Genomic DNA, 16,691 nt, shown 5'->3' with positions numbered 1-16,691 from the left:
GCTCGACGCCGACCGCAGCTTACTCGCGGCGCGATCGATCAAGGATCTCGTGCACCGGTCGGGCGGGCTCTACGACCCGCCGGCGCGGTTCCGGAACTGGTAAGGTTATGGTCGATGGAAACCTTCTCCTTCCACCATGCCACAAGCAAGCCGCTCGCCGGTGCCAAACCCCAGGCGATCACCGGAATCGTCGCCTCCGGCAACCTCGAAGTGCTGCTGGAGCGGGTGCTGCCGCCGGATCAGTGCACCATCGAGATCGCGACGCCCGTGCACGGCTACGGTGCCGTCTGGGCGGCGGTGGTGGCCGACTTCGTGGCGCGCGCCCAGCCGGGGGGCCTGCGCATCGCAATCAACGACGGCGGCGCGCGGCCCGACACCGTGTCGCTCCGCCTGCTCCAGGGCGCCCGCCTGATGGAGACGGACCGATGAGCGCGCCGACCGCCCTGAGCTGGTACGAGGCGAGCGCCCGCCAGCGCATCGCCGCGCTCCTCGATGCCGGGACCTTCGCGGAGTTCGTCGGGCCGGAGGAGCGCGTGATGAGCCCGCACCTGCCGCTGTTCGACCTGCCGCGCGCCTTCGACGACGGCATCGTCGTCGGCGCCGGCCGCCTCGACGGCCGGCCTGTCCACGTGGCCGCGCAGGAGGGCCGCTTCATGGGGGGCGCCTTCGGGGAGGTGCACGGCGCCAAGCTCGTCGGGCTGCTGCGCGCCGCGCTTGCAGAGAAGCCCGACGCGGTGCTGATCCTGTTCGATACCGGGGGCGTGCGCCTGCAGGAGGCCAATGCCGGCGAGACCGCGATCGCCGAGGCCATGCGCGCGGTCGCCGACCTGCGCCGGGCCGGCATCCCAGTGATCGGCCTGATCGGCGGGCGGGCCGGCGCCTTCGGCGGCGGCGGGCTGATCGCCGGCACCTGCTCGCGGCTCGCGGTCTCCGAGGGCGGGCGCATCGCCGTCTCCGGCCCGGAGGTGATCGAGACCAACAAGGGCGCCGAGGAATTCGACTCCAAGGACCGGGCGCTGGTCTGGCGCACCATGGGCGGCAAGCACCGGCGGCTGACCGGCGGCGCCGACGCGTTCTGCGACGACACGGTCGCGGCTTTTCGCGAGGCGGCGCTGCGCCTGATCGGCGCGGCACCGGCCTTCGACCTCGCGACCCTGGAGGCCGAGCAGGCGCGGCTGACGGCGCGCCTTGACCGCTTCGGCGCGTGCCGCGACGCGACCGAGATCTGGGCGCGGCTCGGGGTGAACGATCCCGCCGCCGTCCCGGGATTGGCGACGCGGGCGTTCGACGCCCTCCTCGCCGGGCTCGAAGGGACGACCCATGACGCTCGCTGAGATCCTCGCGTCCCTGTTCCCAGACGGTCACGCCGTGTCGGTCGCCGCAGACGGGCTCATTGCCGGCCACGGGCCGCTCGGCACCGACACGCTCGCGGTGATCGGCATCGACGGCGATGCGCCCCTCGGCGTCGAGGGCGCGCTGACGCTCGCGGCCCACGTCCTGGCGACGGTGCGCGCGGGCAGCCGCACGCCGATCCTCGTGATGATCGATTCCGACAGCCAGCGCATGAGCCGGCGCGACGAGCTGCTGGGGCTCAACGAATACCTCGCCCACCTCGCCAAGGCGCTGCTGCTGGCCGACAGCCACGGCCACCCGACGATCGGGCTGATCTACGGGCACTCGGCGGCCGGGGCCTTCATCGCCACCGCGCTCGCCGCCCGCGTGCTCGCTGCGCTACCGGGCGCGTCCCCGAGCGTGATGGACCTGCCTTCCGTCGCCCGCGTCACCAAGCTGCCCCTCGACAGGCTGGAGGCGATGGCCAAATCCACGCCGGTGTTCGCGCCGGGCCTCGACAACATGGTCCGGGCCGGCGCGGTCCACGCCGTGCTCGACCCCGCACGTCCGCTCGGGCCGCAGGTCGCGGCGCTGATCGCCGATCGCCCGACGCGCGACACCCGCGACGTGCTGGGCCGGGAACGCGGCGGTCGCCCCGTCGCCCGCGACATCGCCGCGCGGGTGATGCGGGCCGCGCAAGGGCGCTGAGGGTGCACGCGGTCCGCCGCCACGACCTGTTCACCGTGGCGCCGGACGCGTGGTCGGACCTGCTCGCGGGGCACCCCGACCTCGACGGCGTGCCGCACCTCGGAGAGTGGGCCAGGAAAGGGCGGCCGGTAATCGCGCGCCGCCGCCATCCCGGCGAGGCGTCCGATCACCTGCCGGCCGGGCTTCCCCTGCCGCCGGCCTCGGGCCAGCGCCGCATCGCCCTTGCGGTGCCGTGGCCGGCCGCAACCCCGCGTCCGGCCGTGACACTCGCCGAGGCGCGGGCCGCGGCGCCGGCCGCGTGGCACCCGGCCCTCGACGGGGTGCTCGATCTCTCCGCCCGATGGGGCCTCGTCCCGCGCGTGTTCGGCAGCCTGCTCTGGCAGAGGTTGACCGGACTGGACTACCTCACCGCGGGGTCCGATCTCGACCTACTCTGGCCCGCCGCCGCCGATCGCCGCTTCCTCGATGGCCTCGCCGGGATCGAGGCGGGCGCGCCGATGCGCCTCGACGGCGAGGTGGTGCTGCCGGACGGCACCGGCATCAACTGGCGCGAACTGCGCGACGCAGCACCCGACGGGTCGGTGCTGGCCAAGGGCCTCGATGCCATGGCGCTGATCCCGGCGGCGTCCGTCCTGTCGTCGGCCTGAGCCACGACGCGCCTCGCCGCGATGGCGGGGACGAAGGCTAGGCAAGCGCCGAACGGTCCGCTCTCCCGTTCAGCAGAAGGGTTGGGACGAGGAACGTAACCTCCCCGGAGGGTTCTCATCCACCGCGTCGCCGATGAAGTCCGTCGCCGTCGTGGAAGCATCTCCCGACCGAGCTGTTTTAAGGGTGCCCCTTCCCTCCCCCCTCTGCGGGGGAGGATGGCCCTCGCGTGAGCGAGGGGCGGGTGAGGGGAGCGCCATATCCGAAAATGTCGCTCCCCTCACCCGCCCCGCTTCGCGGGCCACCCTCTCCCGCTAAAGGGGAGAGGGAAGAGATGCGGATCGAGACTACCTTCGTTCCCAGGGTGCGGGACATGCGCTCTGCATGGGCACCCGTCGGATGGCGTCTGCGCCGCCGTCGAAGCCGGGCACGCGCGCAGAGCGATCCGGAGGCCGCCTCGCCAATGGGCGAGCCGCCCTCAGCCCGACAGTTCCCCGGCCCGTCGCTTGGCGGCGGCGACCGCCTCGCGCAGCAGCGGAGCCATCCCGTCGGCGCGCATCAGCACGTCGAGGGCCGCGGCGGTGGTGCCGCCGGGCGAGGTGACGTTGCGGCGGAGCTCGCCCGCGGGCAATGCGCTCGCGTCGAGGAGCGCGCCGGCCCCGGAGACCGTGGCCCGCGCGAGCCGCGCGGCGACCTCCGGCGACAGGCCGGCCGCGACGCCGGCCTCGGCCAGCGCCTCGGCCAGCAGGAAGACGTAGGCCGGTCCCGATCCCGAGACGGCGGTCAGCGCGTCGATGTCGGCCTCGCTCCCGAGCCATTCGACGAGGCCGCTCGCCGCGAGAAGGGCGTTCGCGCCCGCGCGCTGGCGCGCCGACACCTGCGGGCTCGCCACGGCCCCGGTCGCGCCGCGGCCGATGCTGGCCGGAAGGTTCGGCATCGCCCGCACCACCGCGCTCGCCCGCCTGAGCCGGGCCTTCAGGTCGGCGATGGTCTTGCCCGCCAGGATCGAGATCACGAGGGTGTCGGGGCCGATCAGCGCATCGAGCGCGGGCGCCGCATCCGCGAGGCCCTGCGGCTTGATCGCCAGCACCAGAACCTCGGCCGCGACGATGCCTAACGGGTTGAGGGCGATGCCGCGGGACTCGCAGAGGCGGGCGACCGCGTCGGACGGGTGCGGATCGCGGATCGTCGTGCCGGCCGGATCGAGCCCGGCGGCGAGCCAGCCGTCGAGCATCGCCGCGCCCATCCGGCCCGCACCGACGAGGGTCAGGGCGGCGGGAAGCACCGCGCGCGCTTCGATCGAACCGGGCGCCACGGCCGGATCAGGCCTCGCCCTCGGTCTCGAACAGCACGGCGTCGAGCGCCTCGCGGGCGGATTTCCCGGCCCAGAGCACGAACTGGTAGGCTTGGTAGTAGCGCTCGCACGCCTCGACCGCGGATTTCAGCAACATCGCGCATTGCGGGTGCGTCGGCACGGCGCCGCCAGCCAGCAGCAGGGCGTGGCGGAACATCACCACGCTGTCGGTCGACCACAGGTCGAAATGCCCGATCCAGAGCTGCTCGTTGATCAGTGCGATCAGCCGCAGCACCTCCGTGCGGCGGCGCTCCGGCACCTTGAGGTCGAATGCGCAGGCGACGTGCAGCGCCTCGACGTCCTCGATCCAGGTGAAGGCGACCTGATACTCGGTCCAGCGTCCCGACACGACCACGGACATCTCGTCGGTCTCGGCCCGGTCGAAGATCCAGTCGCGGAGCGAGGCAAGGCGCTCGACGATGTCGAGCGGATGCTCGATCCGATCGTGGATTTCGATGTCGACTTGGAGCTGTGGCATGACGATCCGAGCTGGCGATTCCGTCGAGGACGCGTCGCGGCATGGTGAAGGACGAGGTTGCGGCGCTGTCAGGCACGCGACGACGCGGAACGACTTGACCCGTGCGGGCCGAATGCATCACGGCGCGGACTTAACGGCTGCCGATCTCCGGCGGGCTTGGGCGAATCAGTACGTCACCGACTATAAACCGGCCGCGAGTCGCGACACAAAGCGCTTGCCGCGGACGGTGAACAGGAAACGAATCGGATGCTGCTGCTTCCTGTGCACAAACCGAAGCGCCGTGCGGTCGCCGATCCGAGGCGGGCCGCTCCAGGGGGCGTCTCAGATCGCCTCGCTGACGCCGGCGGCGGGCATCGTGCCCGCCCGCGCCTCCAGGGCCGCGATGCGGGTGGTCAAGGCCTCGTTCTGCGTCCGCAGGGTGGCGACAAGGTCGCGCAGCACGTCGACCTCCTCGCGCGAGGCGATGTCCATGTCGCGGATCAGGCGCTCGGCCTGGGCGCGGATCACCGTCTCGGCCTCCCGCCGAACTCCCTGGGCCGCACCGGCGGCATCGGTCACCAGCCGGGCGAAGTCGTCGAACAGACGGTTGGAGGGGGGCATGACGTCTCCCGGGGCGGATGCCGGCCGCACGTCGCGGCGGCCCGCAGGCCGACATAGGAATCGGCGCGGCCCGGGGCAATCCATGCCAAGCGATCGAAGGCCGGAGACCGGACGAAAAACGGGGCCCCGAAGGGCCCCGCCGCGGGTCGTTGCCGATCGGCCGAGATCACATGCGGTGCATCATCCGGCGCCGCATCGTGTGGCGATGCATCATGCGCCGCTCCATCCGGCGGTGCATCATCCGGCGCTCCATGCGGCGCATCTGGACATGCTCCACCGCGCTGGGGGCGGTGACACCCATCGGCGCGCCGGGAGCAGCGGAGGCGGAGGTGGCAAGCGCCGCGCCGCCGAGCGAGGCCAGCACGGCGATGGCGAAGGTCATTGTCCTCACGGAGAGTATCCTGTTGCTTGGATCGTGGGCGCGGAACCCGTTTCGTTCTCCGGGACCGGAGAACGGGAGAGCGTTCTCGCGCCTTGAGGCGCGGCGGACCTCCGCTGGGGTCCGCCGCTAGTAACATCCAAGTCAGAGATTCGTTTCCTCGAACGCCTTCACCCATTCGGCGCAGATGCCGGAGCGGACGATGTCGTCGCGGGTGAACTCGACCACGGGGATCGGCATCATCCGGCTCTTGATCAGGTGGATCACGGTGCGCAGGCCTGAGGTCTCGCGCAGGTCCGTCTGCGAGACGTCGCCGTTGATGATCACTTGGCACTGATCGCCGATGCGGGTGAGGAACATCTTGATTTCGGCCGTGGTCGTGTTCTGCGCCTCGTCGAGGATCACGAGGCAGTTCTTGAACGTGCGCCCGCGCATCACCTCGAACGGCACGATCTCGATGTCGCCGGCCTTGAGCGCGATCTCGAAGGCGGCCGCCCCCATCCGCTCCTTCATCGCCTCGGTCAGCGGCGCGACCCAGGGCGCGATCTTCTCCTCGAGCGTCCCCGGGAAGAAGCCGAGCGAGCGGCCCGAGGGCACGTTCGGCCGGGTGATCACCACCTTGGCGATCCGGCGCTGTCGGAGGAGGTCGGCGGCCCGCGTCCCGGCGATGTAGGTCTTGCCCGTGCCGGCGGGGCCGAGAACGATGACCTGAGCGTGGGCACTGAGCGCGTCGAGGTAGTCGCCCTGCCGGTCGGTGAGAGGTTGGATGGGGCTTAAGTTTCGCTCCTCGTCGAAGCGGGTCCTGTGCAGCCGGACCGTGCGGTCTTCCACCAGCTCAAGTCGTGCGCGCCGTCTTTTCATCGATCAACACTCCACGTGGGACTTGCCAACCAGGATTCGTCAACCAGGACTTGCTAATGCGCTAGAAGCGTCTCGGACTTCGTGTCGTGAACCTTCTCCACTCGGAAGCAATCATGCAGCCTTGAGCCGGTTCCGGCCCTCGACACGAAGCCTGTGGACAGCGCGGCCGAAGCTTCGGCGCGCCCCGTCGCCGCGGAACCATGCAACGCGCGCACCATGACTGGGCGGGTGCGACGGTTGCGTGACGCTGAAGGGTTGCTGTTGCAGGAAGGCCGCGGACGGGCGGCGGATCAGGCGCTCTGGGCGCCGGCTTCGTCGGGATGGCACGGCATCCGCCACGTCCTCGATCCTGACCCGCCCTCGCGGGCGATGCCGGCCGGCCCTGCCGCCCCCGCGATTCGGGCTTGGACCGGCGGGACGCTTCACGCCTGCTGGATGAAGCTGTCGAGGACCATTTTGCGACCGGCCTTGTCGAAGTCAACGGTGAGCTTGTTGCCGTCGACCGCGGCCACGTTGCCGGGGCCGAATTTGGTGTGGAACACCCGCATCCCGGCATCGAACGCCGAGGGCGCGCCGGCGGACTTGGCGATCAGCTCGCCCTCGATCTCGCGCAGGGCTCCCGAGCGCCCGCCCGGAGCAGCGCCGAAGCCGCGGCCGGCGGCCGTGTTCGCCTGCGCCCGCTGCCAGCCTGGGGTGCCGTAGGACGAGCCGAAGGGCTGCGGGTTCCGGTCGAAGCGGGAGGCGCCGGCCTGGAAGTGCGCCGGCGCCTCGATCACGTCGACCGCGGTCTCCGGCAATTCGTCGATGAAGCGGGAGGGGATCGTCGAGGACCACAGCCCGTGGATGCGCCGGTTGACGGCAAACGACAGCTTGGCGCGCTTCCTGGCGCGCGTCAGGCCGACATGGGCCAGCCGCCGCTCCTCCTCCAGGCCCGCGCGGCCGCTCTCGTCCAGCGCCCGCTGATTCGGGAACAGCCCGTCCTCCCAGCCCGGCAGGAACACCGTGTCGAATTCCAGGCCCTTGGCCGCATGCAGCGTCATCAGCGAGACCCGATCGGCGCCCTCGGCCTCCGAGGCCTCCATCACCAGCGAGACGTGCTCCAGGAAGGCCCCCATGTCCGGGAACTCCTCCATGGAGCGGACGAACTCCTTCAGGTTCTCCAGGCGGCCGGCGGCGTCGGCCGAGCGGTCCTTCTGCCACATCTCGGTGTAGCCGGATTCCTCCAGGATGGTCCGGGCGACCTCGGAATGCGGCGTCGTCTCCACGAGGCGCGCCCAGCGCGAAAAGCTCTCGGCGAGCGCCCGCAGCGTCGCCCGCACCCGGGGCTTCAGTTCGTCGGTCTCGCACAGCCTCTGCGCCGCGCGGAGCAGCGGGATGCGCTCCGCCTTGGCGAAGACGTGGAGCTGCTGCAGCGTCGCCTCGCCTAAGCCGCGCTTCGGCGTGTTCACGATCCGCTCGAAGGCGAGGTCGTCGGCGGCGTTGGCGGTGACGCGGAGGTAGCCCAGCGCGTCGCGGATCTCGGCCCGCTCGTAGAAGCGCGGGCCGCCGATCACCCGGTAGGGCAGGCCGAGCTGGACGAAGCGGTCCTCGATCTCGCGCATCTGCGCCGAGATCCGCACCAGCACCGCGATCTCCGAGAGCGGATGCTGTTTGGCCTGCAACGACTCGATGGATTCGGCGAGCAGTCGGGCTTCCTCCTCCGAATCCCAGGCGCCCGAGACGGTGACCGGCTCGCCGAGCACGTCCTCCGTGCGCAGCGTCTTGCCGAGCCGGCCCTCGTTCCGCGCGATCAGCCCGGAGGCGGCGGCGAGGATGTGGCCGGTGGAGCGGTAGTTGCGCTCCAGCCGCACCACGACGGCGCCGGGAAAATCGTGCTCGAAGCGCAGGATGTTGTCGACCTCGGCGCCGCGCCAGCCGTAGATCGACTGATCGTCGTCGCCGACGCAGGCGACGTTGCGGTGCCCCTGCGCAAGGAGTCTCAGCCACAGGTACTGGGCGACGTTGGTGTCCTGGTACTCGTCCACGAGGATGTAGCGGAAGCGGCTCTGATAATTCGCGAGCACGTCCGGGTTCTCGCGCCAGAGCTTCAGGCACAGCAGCAGCAGGTCGCCGAAATCGACCGCGTTGAGCGTCGCGAGCCGCGCCTGGTAGGCGGTGTAGAGGCTGCCGCCCTTGCCGAAGCCGAAGGCCTGCGCCTCACCCGGCGGAACCTGCTCAGGGCTCAGGCCGCGGTTCTTCCAGCCGTCGACGGTGTGGCCGAGCGCGCGGGCCGGCCAGCGCTTCTCGTCGATGTTCTGGTCCCTGATCACCTGCTTCATCAGCCGGAGCTGGTCGTCGGTGCCGAGGATGGTGAAGTCGGATTTCAGGCCGACGAGCTCGGCGTGGCGGCGCAGGATCTTGGTGCCGATGGCGTGGAAGGTGCCGAGCCAGGGCATGCCCTCGCCGGCCGGGCCGATGAGCCCGCCGATGCGGTGCTTCATCTCGCGGGCGGCCTTGTTGGTGAAGGTCACCGACAGGATGTCGAACGGCCGCGCCCGGTTCGTCGCGATCAGGTGCGCGATCCGCGTGGTCAGCACCCGCGTCTTGCCGGTGCCGGCGCCCGCGAGCACCAGGACCGGCCCCTCGGTCGCCTCGACGGCGCGGCGCTGCTCGGGGTTGAGCCCGTCGAGGTAGGCGGCGGGCGCGGGCCGCAGCCCGCCCATGGCGCGGGCGGCGATCGAGGTCGGCGCAGCCCCCGCGTCCGAGGGGGAAGATGCCGCATGCGAGGGGGTCTGCATGGGCGAGTCCTGGACCAAAACACGAACGGCGTCGAGGCCCGGGCGGCGCGCCGAGGCTCGGCGGCGCTGCCGCAGGAACTTGCACGCCGCCGCCGGCTTCCTCACATCGATTTCCAGACACCGTCTCGCACAGGAGAGAGGCATGCACGCCAAGTTGATCACGATCGCCGCGCTCGCGGCCTTCGCCGCCGCACCGGCCCTCGCCCAGGTCTCGCAGACCAACCCGAACGCCGCCAACGAGTCGCTGGCGCGCCAGGGTGAATCACGGGCGCTTCAGCAGAACATCACCTCGCAGAACAACACGACGCGGATGGACATCCAGCGCAGCCAGCAGGCGCAGCCGGTGCCGCAGACCGGCCCCGGCGTCATCGTCGCGCCGAGGCGCTGAACCGGGCCGTCCTGGCGCGTCCGGCCACGCTCCGTGCTATGTCCGCGTGAACCCGCGGCGCTGCGCGGGCTGCATGCGGAACGATCACGGTGCGTGACCTCCTGACCGCGCTCGCCGGCGCCGTCATCCTGATCCTCGTCGCGGCACTCGCCGTGCCGCCCTTCATCGACTGGCCGGCTCACCGCGCGCTGGTCGATCGTGCGGTGAGCCGCTCCCTCGGCCTGCCCGCCCGCAGCGAGGGGCGGATCGCGGTGCAACTGCTGCCGCTGCCGCGCCTGCGCCTCGACCGGCTTCACCTCGGCGACGACCCGGCCAAGCCCGCCCTCGACGTGCGCTTCGTCAAGGCGGAGGTGGCGCTGAGCCCCCTGCTGAGGGGCCAGGTTCGCTTCACCGAGACCCGGATCGGCCGGGCCGAGATCAAGCTGCCCGTCACCGAGGGCGACGCCCTGCTGCTGCCGCCCGGCCTCGGCGACGCCCTGCGCGGCCGCGACCTCGCCATCGAGGACCTGCACGTCCAGCAGTTCCTGCTGACCACGATGGTGCCCGCGACCGGGCGCACCGACCAGGTCTTCGCCGAGGGCCTGCGCCTCCAGGCACCCGCCCTCGCCGGCCCCTGGCGCGTCGAGGGCACGAGCGGCGGCGTGCCCTTCCGCCTCGCCAGCGGCGAGCCCGGCGCCGACGGCACCGTCGCCGTGAAGCTCTCGGGCGGCGGGGACACCCGCCCGCGCTTCGAGGCCGACCTGCGCATCGGCCTCGTGCCGGCCGATCCGCGGCGGAACGCACAGGGGGCCGAGCCGGGCGCGCTGTCCGCGGAGGCCGAGGGCACGGCCCGCTTCGTGGTCGGGCCGCCGACGCAGGCGGCCGGGGCCTACCTGCCGTTCTCGCTCTCCGGAGCGTTCAAGGCACGCGGGCCCCTCGTCCGATTCGAGCAGGTCGCTGCCGAGATCGATCCCGGCGGCAAGACCCTGCGGCTCGCCGGGAAGGGCCAGATCGACCTGCGCCGCTGGCGGGCCGGGCTGACGCTGGAGGCCCGCCGCCTCGACCTCGACGCCTTCCTGATGTCCCCGGCCGGACAGGCCCTCGTCGCCCGCGGCCTGCCACGGACGCGGGCCGGCCTGCCGGTGATGCTCGACCTCGACCTGTCGGTCGAGGCGTTAGCCCTCGGCTTCGAGGAATGGTCGAACCTCAACCTCGTCGGCACCCTGGACCGGAGCGGCGGCCTGCTTCTGCGGCGGCTCGCGGCGATCGCACCGGGCGCCGCGGCGGTCTCGGCGAGCGGGGAGATCGACACCGAGCCCGGTCCGCACTTCACCGGTCCGGTCTCGCTGAGCGCGCCGGCCTCGGACGGGCTCGGGCGCTACCTGCGCCGCCTCGGCGTCGAGGGGCCGCTCGTCGCGCTGCTCAACGGGCGGCCGATCGAGGCGACCGCCGAGGTCTCGGCCGCCACCGCCGACTTCTCGCTGCGCAACCTCCGCCTCGGGCTCGGCGACGCGCAGGTCACCGGCAACGCCCGCTACGCGGCGGGCGACGGCCGCACCCGCGGGCGCTTCGACGCCCAGATCCGGGCCCGCGGCCTCGATGTCGCCGGGCTGCCGCGGCTCGGCGGCGCACTGGCCGCCCTGCACGACCACGATCTCGGCCTGACCCTGGAGGCGCGCGACCTGCGCTACGGCGCGACCGGGTCCGGCAACGGCACCCTGTCGGCGAGCATCCAGTCGGACGGCCCGAACCTCGTCGTCGACAGCCTCGACGTGACCGACCTCGCGGGCGCGAACGCTCGGCTCTCGGGCCGGATCGGTGCCGACGGAGCAGGCCGGATCGCCGGACGGCTGTCCGCGCCGGTCGCGGCGCCGCTGCTGGCGCTCATCGACCGGGTCTGGGTCGCGGAAGCGCGCCTGATCCCGGCCTTCCTGCGGGCCGGCGCGCTCGACCTCGGCGTCACCCTGGAGCGGGACGCGGGCGATGCGGATACGCTGCGCGTGGCCGCCGCGGGCCAAGCCGCCGGCGGACCCCTCGACCTGTCGCTCGCCAGCCGCGCCGGGGCCGTCGAGCGGGCGAGCGTGACGCTCTCCACGCCCCGGGCGGGCACGTGGTTCGGGCGCGCCGACATCCCCGGCCTGCAGCACCCCGCCGACCTGCGCCTCACCGCGCAGCGTGCGGCGGACGGCGAAGGCGGCCTGTCGGTTCAGGCGGCGGGCACGATCGTCGGCGCGCGGATCGCGACGGCGGTGCCGCTCCGGCTCGGGGCGGCGGACGGGCCGCCCGCGGCCGGCGAGATCAGGGTCGACGGCGATCTCGGGCCGTTCCTGGTGATCGCCGGCGGGGCAGCACTCGCGCCGGGACCGTGGCCGGCGGACCTGACGATCGGGCTGTCCCGCCAGGGCGACGATGCCCGCGCCGCGGTGCAGGGACGGATCGCGGGCGCCTCTCTCGACGCGCGCCTGACGCGGGCGCCCGGCGGCGAGATCGCGGGCGACGCCCGCCTCGCCCGCCTCTCCCTGCCCCAACTGGCCGCCGCGCTGGTGATCCCGGCCGGCGCGGCCGGACGGTTCGGGACCGCGCCGCCGCCGGGGCCGCGCATCGACCTCGACCTGCGGGTCGAGCGGCTCGAACTCGGGCGCGGCCTCACCGCCGCAAGCGCCGGCCTCGGCCTCGGCCTCGACGACGGCACGCTGACGCTGCGCGACCTGTCCGCACAGCTCGCCGAGGGGCGGCTCGGCGGCTCCGCGACCCTGTCCCGCCGAGGCCCGGCGGCGACGGTCTCGGGCGAGGGGACGCTGGCGGACGCCTCGATCGCGGCGCTCGCCGACGGCAGTCCGATCGGCGGCCGGATCTCCGCGCACCTGCGCTTCGGCACCTCCGGCGACGGCGGGCCGGCGCTCGCCGCGAACCTGTCCGGCAGCGGCGACCTGACGCTGTCGGCCCTCAACCTGCCCGAGACCGACCCGGCCGCCGCGGGCCGGGCGCTGGCCCGCGCCCTCCAGGTGGAGGACCCCCTGCGCGAGGGCCGGCTCCAGGCGCTGGTCGCCGACGAACTCGGAAAATCCGCCGCGGGCACGACCGCCCCGGCGGCGGCCCCGGCGACCCTCGTCGGCGGCGTGCTGCGGGCCGGCCCCCTCGACCTCGATTTCGGCCCCACGCGCTGGACCGGCACGCTCGGCTACGACCTGCGCGCCGGCCGCCTCGACGCGCGCGGTACTCTCATGGGCGGCACGGCGCCGAAGGGCTGGGCCGGGCCCGCACCCGCGATCCAGCTCGGCCTGACGGGTGCGCTCACCGCGCCCGAGCGCAGCCTCGACGCCGGCCCGCTCTCCACCGGCCTCGCGGCCCTGGTGCTCCAGCGCGAACTCGAGACGATCGAGCTGTTCGAGGCCGATCAGGTCGAGCGCCAGCGCCGCCGCGCCCGCCTCGAGATGGACAGGACGCGCGCCGCCGCCCTGAAGGCCTTGGCCGACAAGGCCGCCGCGGAGCGGGCTGCGGCGGAGAAAGCCGCATCCGAGGAGGCTGCCCGCCAGCTCCGCCTCCGGGCGCAGGCGGCCGAGGACGCCGCGCGGCGCGCCCGCGCCGAGGCCGCCGACGCGCCTCCGCCCGAGGGTGGGCGGCCCCTGGACATCCGCCCACCCGCGGCTCAGCCCTGAACCGGGTCGGCATGGCGAGAGGCGCGGCGCCCGCTCGGGTCCGCGGAGCCGCGCAAGCCGTCCGGCGGCCGACAGACGAACGCGGTGCGGGTGCCCTCGTAACTTGATGTCCAAGTTACGAGGGATGAGCGGCGCGCCGTGTCCGCGCTGGTCTCACCCCCGCCCCTCTCCCGCGCAGGGTGCGCGACCCGCGTCGCGTCCGTCGCGAGCGGAGGGTCTTGCGCGATCCCGAAGCCTTTGCGGGGCGGCGCGGTTCCCGTAAGCCTCGTGCCACCCACCCTCGCGACCCTGACACGGACATGCCCGAGACCTCTGTCTTCGCCCACGGCGCTTGTGCCGCCCCGCACCACCTCGCAGCGCAGGCCGGGCAGACCGTGCTGGCGCAGGGCGGCAACGCCATCGAGGCGATGACGGCGATGGCGGCAACCATCGCCGTGGTCTACCCGCACATGAACGGCATCGGCGGCGACGGGTTCTGGCTGGTGCGCGAGCGGGGGGGCCGCGTGCGCGGCATCGAGGCCTGCGGGCCGGCCGGCGGCCTCGCCACCCGCGCGCGCTACCGCGAGCGGGAGCTCGACGCGATCCCGGCGCGCGGCCCGGACGCGATGGTGACGGTGGCCGGCGCCATCGGCGGCTGGCGCCTCGCCCTGGAGCTGTCGCGGGCGCTGGGCGGTCGCCTGCCGCTCGCAACGCTGCTCGCCGACGCGATCCGCCACGCGCGGGACGGTTGCCCGGTCTCGGCCTCCGAGGCGCGCTACGTCCCGAAGGCGCTCGACACCCTCCACGACGCGCCGAACTTTTCCGCCACCTTCCTCAAGGACGGCGAGCCGTGGCCGGCGGGCGAGGTGCGGAAACTGCCGGCGCTGGCCGCGACCCTGGCGCAGTTGGCCCATGCCGGGCTCGACGACTTCTACCGCGGCGACGTCGGCCGCGAGATCGCCGCCGATCTCGAACGCCTGGACGCGCCGGTGACGCGGGCCGACCTGAAGGCCTACCAGCCGCGGGAGCGTCAAGCCCTGTCGATCCGGCGGCGCGACGCGACGCTCTACAACTTCCCGCCGCCGACGCAGGGGATCGCCGCGCTGCTGATCCTCGGCATCCTCGACCGGCTGAACATCCGCCAGCCCGAGACCCCCGCGCATTATCACGGGCTGATCGAGGCGACCAAGCGCGCGTTTTCGATCCGCGACCGGGTGGTGACCGATTACGACCGGCTGACCTCGGACCCCGCCGCCCACCTCACCCCCCAAAGCCTCGCCCGCGAGGCGGCGCAGATCGACGTGGGGCGTGCCGCGAGCCTCCCCCTGCGCGCGCCCGACGCGGGCGACACGGTGTGGATGGGGGCGATCGACGACGACGGCTTGGCCGTCTCCTACATCCAGTCGATCTACTGGGAGTACGGCTCGGGCTGCGTGCTGCCGGCCACCGGCATCCACTGGCAGAACCGCGGCACGGCGTTCTCCCTCGACGCGAATACCGTGAACCCGCTGGAGCCGGGCCGGCGCCCGTTCCACACCCTGATCCCCGCGCTTGCCTGCTTCGACGACGGCCGGGTGATGGCCTACGGCGCGATGGGGGGTGACGGCCAGCCCCAGTTCCAGGCCCAGATTTTTTCCCGCTATGCCGATTATGGGATGAGTCCGGCGGAGGCCGTCGACGCGCCGCGCCTGCTCTACGGCCGCACCTGGGGGGCGGACTCGCTCACCGTGAAGGTCGAGGACCGCTTCGATCCGGCCTGTCTCCGCGCGCTGGCCAAGATGGGCCATGAGATCGAGGAACTGGGCGGCGCCTACATCGACTCGCTCGGCCACGCCGGCATGCTGGTGCGCCACCCAAGGGGTCGGATCGAGGCGGTGCATGATCCGCGCTCGGACGGTGGCGCGCTGGGGCTCTGAGGCGGCGTCTCGCGGCAACCGGACGTTCCACGTGTGAGGTTGGCCATCACGGATAGGGGCAGATGAGCAACCGGAGACCGTACCTGCGAGCGATGCTGGTCCAACCGACGGATGCGGACCGGACCCGGTCACCGCGGCGATGCGCGTCGCGGTCTTTCGGCGGCGCGACCGAACGCCGTCGGAACCGGGTGCGGATCGCGCGGGCCTCCTCGATGGTCTTCAACGAGAGCGCATGGGCGCCCATTCGTCGTGCCCGCAGTAGGTGCTGGTCGAGCCCGTGGCGACGACGAGACGGTCGTAGGCGATGGCCTCTCCGTCCGTGAGCCGGACGCTCTTCGTCTCCGCGTCGATGGCGGCGACCTTGCCCATCACCACGTCGATGTCGGGGTAGTCCGCCACGATGCGGCGGATCGGCTCGGCGATGTCGGCCGGCGACAGCGCGGCGGCGGCGACCTGATACAGCAGCGGGACGAACAGGTGATAGTTGTTGAGGTCGACCAGCGTGACCGGCACGTCCGACCCGGCCAATGCCTTGGCGGCCGCGAGGCCACCGAAGCCCGCGCCCACGATGACGACGCGCGGCGGGGCAGGTCGGTCCGAGGGGCGTTGTCCGGTCGTGGGGCAGGACCCCGCGCGAGGTGAGACGTATCCCGGTCCGGCCTGTGCGGGCCGCCATGGAGTGCCTGCGGAGCGCTCTACGTCGTCCCCGCTACCGTCTTGGCGAAGCCGCGCAGGTAGGTCGCGAAGGGACAGCTTGAGGGGCTGGTCCGGATCGTCCGCCCCACGATCGCATTCCCGTCGGCGCCGTGCGCCGCGAAGGGGGCACGCTCACGTCCTAGCAGGGGTCACGGCTGCCCGCGGCGAAGGGACGGTTCAGCGTCAGGAATCCGGTGTCCCCCGCAGCGAGGCGTGCACCGTGGTCTCCCTGATCCTGGTACCCGGTTCCGTTCACGACCAAGCAGCCGCGTGGGCGACGAAGGTCTGCCCTCCATCCCGAGGGGACCACCATGCGAAGCGCAGCGCCCCCGACCATGCACGCGGCCCGCACCCGATCGTCCATCGCCGGCAAACCCCCTCGTCCCGGAGCCCCTAGCCAGGATAACGCAGCGCCGCTATAAACCGCCCTCGAAATCTCCGGCCCGGCGGCGCGCGGCGACGCTTGAACGCGAAGCCTCTGGGCTTCACCGTGGCGCCGTTCGACCGAACCTAGGATTCCTGCCGTGGCCGTTCCGAAGCGCAAGACCTCCCCCTCCCGCCGCGGCATGCGCCGCTCGGCCGACGCCCTCAAGGCGCCGACCTACGTCGAAGACAAGGATTCGGGCGAGCTGCGCCGTCCGCACCACATCGACCTGAAGACCGGGATGTACCGCGGCCGTCAGGTGCTCAAGGTGAAGTCGGCCGAGGCCTGATCCAGGCGGTCCGCCGCGCCGTCTCGGCGTAGCACGCTGCGGCGGTCCGCGTCCGCTCCAGGCGCGACGGGCGCAGCGTCGGGTCCGCATCCACGATCATTTGAGCCAGGAAGCCCGCGAGCGGCCGTGCGCCGCTGCGGGTTTTTCGCGTCGTCTCCGATCGGGCGTGATCGTCCCGGCCGCCGCCCAGCGCGACGAGGGCACGGGAAGGCTCGGGTCGCAGCGGT

The 16,691-nt window shown here is 72.8% G+C and carries 16 protein-coding genes; 9 read left to right on the top strand and 7 right to left on the bottom strand.

What is annotated here, in order from left to right; all coding sequences use genetic code 11:
- The 5 genes from ACFE8Y_RS01905 to mdcG all read left to right on the top strand — a co-directional run.
- A partial coding sequence (locus ACFE8Y_RS01905; protein ID WP_375462759.1) for a malonate decarboxylase subunit alpha occupies positions 1 to 103 on the top strand: 103 nt, incomplete at its 5' end.
- An 11-nt stretch (positions 104 to 114) separates the two neighbouring features.
- The gene (gene mdcC, locus ACFE8Y_RS01900) at positions 115 to 429 is read left to right on the top strand and encodes a malonate decarboxylase acyl carrier protein (RefSeq protein ID WP_375462693.1); all 315 of its coding nucleotides are present in this window, start codon (positions 115 to 117) and stop codon (positions 427 to 429) included.
- Positions 426 to 1,334, top strand: a complete 909-nt coding sequence (locus ACFE8Y_RS01895) for a biotin-independent malonate decarboxylase subunit beta (protein ID WP_375462692.1) — start codon at positions 426 to 428, stop codon at positions 1,332 to 1,334. The genes mdcC and ACFE8Y_RS01895 overlap by 4 nt, the downstream gene beginning before the upstream one ends.
- Positions 1,321 to 2,040: a biotin-independent malonate decarboxylase subunit gamma gene (mdcE, locus tag ACFE8Y_RS01890; protein WP_375462691.1), complete on the top strand. Its 720-nt coding sequence runs from the start codon at positions 1,321 to 1,323 to the stop codon at positions 2,038 to 2,040. The genes ACFE8Y_RS01895 and mdcE overlap by 14 nt, the downstream gene beginning before the upstream one ends.
- Before the next feature lie 2 nt (positions 2,041 to 2,042).
- Positions 2,043 to 2,687, top strand: coding sequence for a malonate decarboxylase holo-[acyl-carrier-protein] synthase (gene mdcG / locus ACFE8Y_RS01885; protein WP_375462690.1), 645 nt, complete (start codon positions 2,043 to 2,045; stop codon positions 2,685 to 2,687).
- 476 nt (positions 2,688 to 3,163) lie between these two features.
- On the opposite strand, the gene proC is transcribed toward mdcG, so the two are convergent.
- The 6 genes from proC to ACFE8Y_RS01855 all read right to left on the bottom strand — a co-directional run bounded on the left by proC (position 3,164) and on the right by ACFE8Y_RS01855 (position 9,134).
- On the bottom strand, positions 3,164 to 3,970 hold the full coding sequence (proC, locus tag ACFE8Y_RS01880; RefSeq protein ID WP_375462689.1) for a pyrroline-5-carboxylate reductase: 807 nt from the start codon (positions 3,968 to 3,970) through the stop codon (positions 3,164 to 3,166).
- A 37-nt stretch (positions 3,971 to 4,007) separates the two neighbouring features.
- Positions 4,008 to 4,517 carry a YbjN domain-containing protein gene (locus ACFE8Y_RS01875; protein ID WP_375462688.1) on the bottom strand — a complete coding sequence of 170 codons (510 nt, stop codon included), beginning with the start codon at positions 4,515 to 4,517 and terminating at the stop codon, positions 4,008 to 4,010.
- A 321-nt stretch (positions 4,518 to 4,838) separates the two neighbouring features.
- Positions 4,839 to 5,117, bottom strand: coding sequence for an accessory factor UbiK family protein (locus ACFE8Y_RS01870; protein WP_375462687.1), 279 nt, complete (start codon positions 5,115 to 5,117; stop codon positions 4,839 to 4,841).
- Between the two features lie 166 nt (positions 5,118 to 5,283).
- Positions 5,284 to 5,499, bottom strand: a complete 216-nt coding sequence (locus ACFE8Y_RS01865) for a hypothetical protein (protein WP_375462686.1) — start codon at positions 5,497 to 5,499, stop codon at positions 5,284 to 5,286.
- A gap of 141 nt (positions 5,500 to 5,640) precedes the next feature.
- Positions 5,641 to 6,357, bottom strand: coding sequence for a PhoH family protein (locus tag ACFE8Y_RS01860; RefSeq protein WP_375462685.1), 717 nt, complete (start codon positions 6,355 to 6,357; stop codon positions 5,641 to 5,643).
- A gap of 422 nt (positions 6,358 to 6,779) precedes the next feature.
- On the bottom strand, positions 6,780 to 9,134 hold the full coding sequence (locus ACFE8Y_RS01855; protein WP_375462684.1) for an ATP-dependent helicase: 2,355 nt from the start codon (positions 9,132 to 9,134) through the stop codon (positions 6,780 to 6,782).
- A gap of 142 nt (positions 9,135 to 9,276) precedes the next feature.
- Here ACFE8Y_RS01855 and ACFE8Y_RS01850 point away from each other — a divergent pair, with 142 nt between their 5' ends.
- The 3 genes from ACFE8Y_RS01850 to ACFE8Y_RS01840 all read left to right on the top strand — a co-directional run bounded on the left by ACFE8Y_RS01850 (position 9,277) and on the right by ACFE8Y_RS01840 (position 15,055).
- Positions 9,277 to 9,522, top strand: a complete 246-nt coding sequence (locus ACFE8Y_RS01850) for a hypothetical protein (RefSeq protein WP_375462683.1) — start codon at positions 9,277 to 9,279, stop codon at positions 9,520 to 9,522.
- Between the two features lie 89 nt (positions 9,523 to 9,611).
- Complete coding sequence (locus ACFE8Y_RS01845; protein WP_375462682.1) at positions 9,612 to 13,160, top strand: AsmA family protein; 3,549 nt, start codon at positions 9,612 to 9,614, stop codon at positions 13,158 to 13,160.
- A 299-nt stretch (positions 13,161 to 13,459) separates the two neighbouring features.
- On the top strand, positions 13,460 to 15,055 hold the full coding sequence (locus ACFE8Y_RS01840) for a gamma-glutamyltransferase family protein (protein ID WP_375462681.1): 1,596 nt from the start codon (positions 13,460 to 13,462) through the stop codon (positions 15,053 to 15,055).
- 219 nt (positions 15,056 to 15,274) lie between these two features.
- On the opposite strand, the gene ACFE8Y_RS01835 is transcribed toward ACFE8Y_RS01840, so the two are convergent.
- On the bottom strand, positions 15,275 to 15,622 hold the full coding sequence (locus ACFE8Y_RS01835) for an FAD-dependent oxidoreductase (RefSeq protein WP_375462680.1): 348 nt from the start codon (positions 15,620 to 15,622) through the stop codon (positions 15,275 to 15,277).
- A gap of 653 nt (positions 15,623 to 16,275) precedes the next feature.
- Between ACFE8Y_RS01835 and rpmF the strand changes: the two genes are divergently transcribed.
- Entirely contained in the window at positions 16,276 to 16,464 is a 189-nt protein-coding gene (gene rpmF / locus ACFE8Y_RS01830; RefSeq protein ID WP_003601373.1) for a 50S ribosomal protein L32, read from the top strand.
- Positions 16,465 to 16,691 lie beyond the last annotated feature (227 nt).

The organism is uncultured Methylobacterium sp., assembly GCF_964242245.1.
In the GTDB taxonomy this organism is placed as follows: domain Bacteria; phylum Pseudomonadota; class Alphaproteobacteria; order Rhizobiales; family Beijerinckiaceae; genus Methylobacterium.
The sequence above is the reverse complement of the archived record's forward strand: the minus strand, read 5'-3'. Positions and strand labels throughout refer to the sequence as shown.

Excerpts from the sequence above, each read along its gene's own strand:
- ACFE8Y_RS01870 (WP_375462687.1), bottom strand. The coding sequence starts at position 5,117 with ATGCCCCCCTCCAACCGTCTGTTCGACGACTTCGCCCGGCTGGTGACC.
- ACFE8Y_RS01895 (WP_375462692.1), top strand. The coding sequence starts at position 426 with ATGAGCGCGCCGACCGCCCTGAGCTGGTACGAGGCGAGCGCCCGCCAG.
- ACFE8Y_RS01840 (WP_375462681.1), top strand. The coding sequence starts at position 13,460 with ATGCCCGAGACCTCTGTCTTCGCCCACGGCGCTTGTGCCGCCCCGCAC.
- mdcE (WP_375462691.1), top strand. The coding sequence starts at position 1,321 with ATGACGCTCGCTGAGATCCTCGCGTCCCTGTTCCCAGACGGTCACGCC.
- ACFE8Y_RS01875 (WP_375462688.1), bottom strand. The coding sequence starts at position 4,517 with ATGCCACAGCTCCAAGTCGACATCGAAATCCACGATCGGATCGAGCAT.
- ACFE8Y_RS01850 (WP_375462683.1), top strand. The coding sequence starts at position 9,277 with ATGCACGCCAAGTTGATCACGATCGCCGCGCTCGCGGCCTTCGCCGCC.
- ACFE8Y_RS01865 (WP_375462686.1), bottom strand. The coding sequence starts at position 5,499 with ATGACCTTCGCCATCGCCGTGCTGGCCTCGCTCGGCGGCGCGGCGCTT.
- ACFE8Y_RS01855 (WP_375462684.1), bottom strand. The coding sequence starts at position 9,134 with ATGCAGACCCCCTCGCATGCGGCATCTTCCCCCTCGGACGCGGGGGCT.
- mdcC (WP_375462693.1), top strand. The coding sequence starts at position 115 with ATGGAAACCTTCTCCTTCCACCATGCCACAAGCAAGCCGCTCGCCGGT.
- ACFE8Y_RS01860 (WP_375462685.1), bottom strand. The coding sequence starts at position 6,357 with ATGAAAAGACGGCGCGCACGACTTGAGCTGGTGGAAGACCGCACGGTC.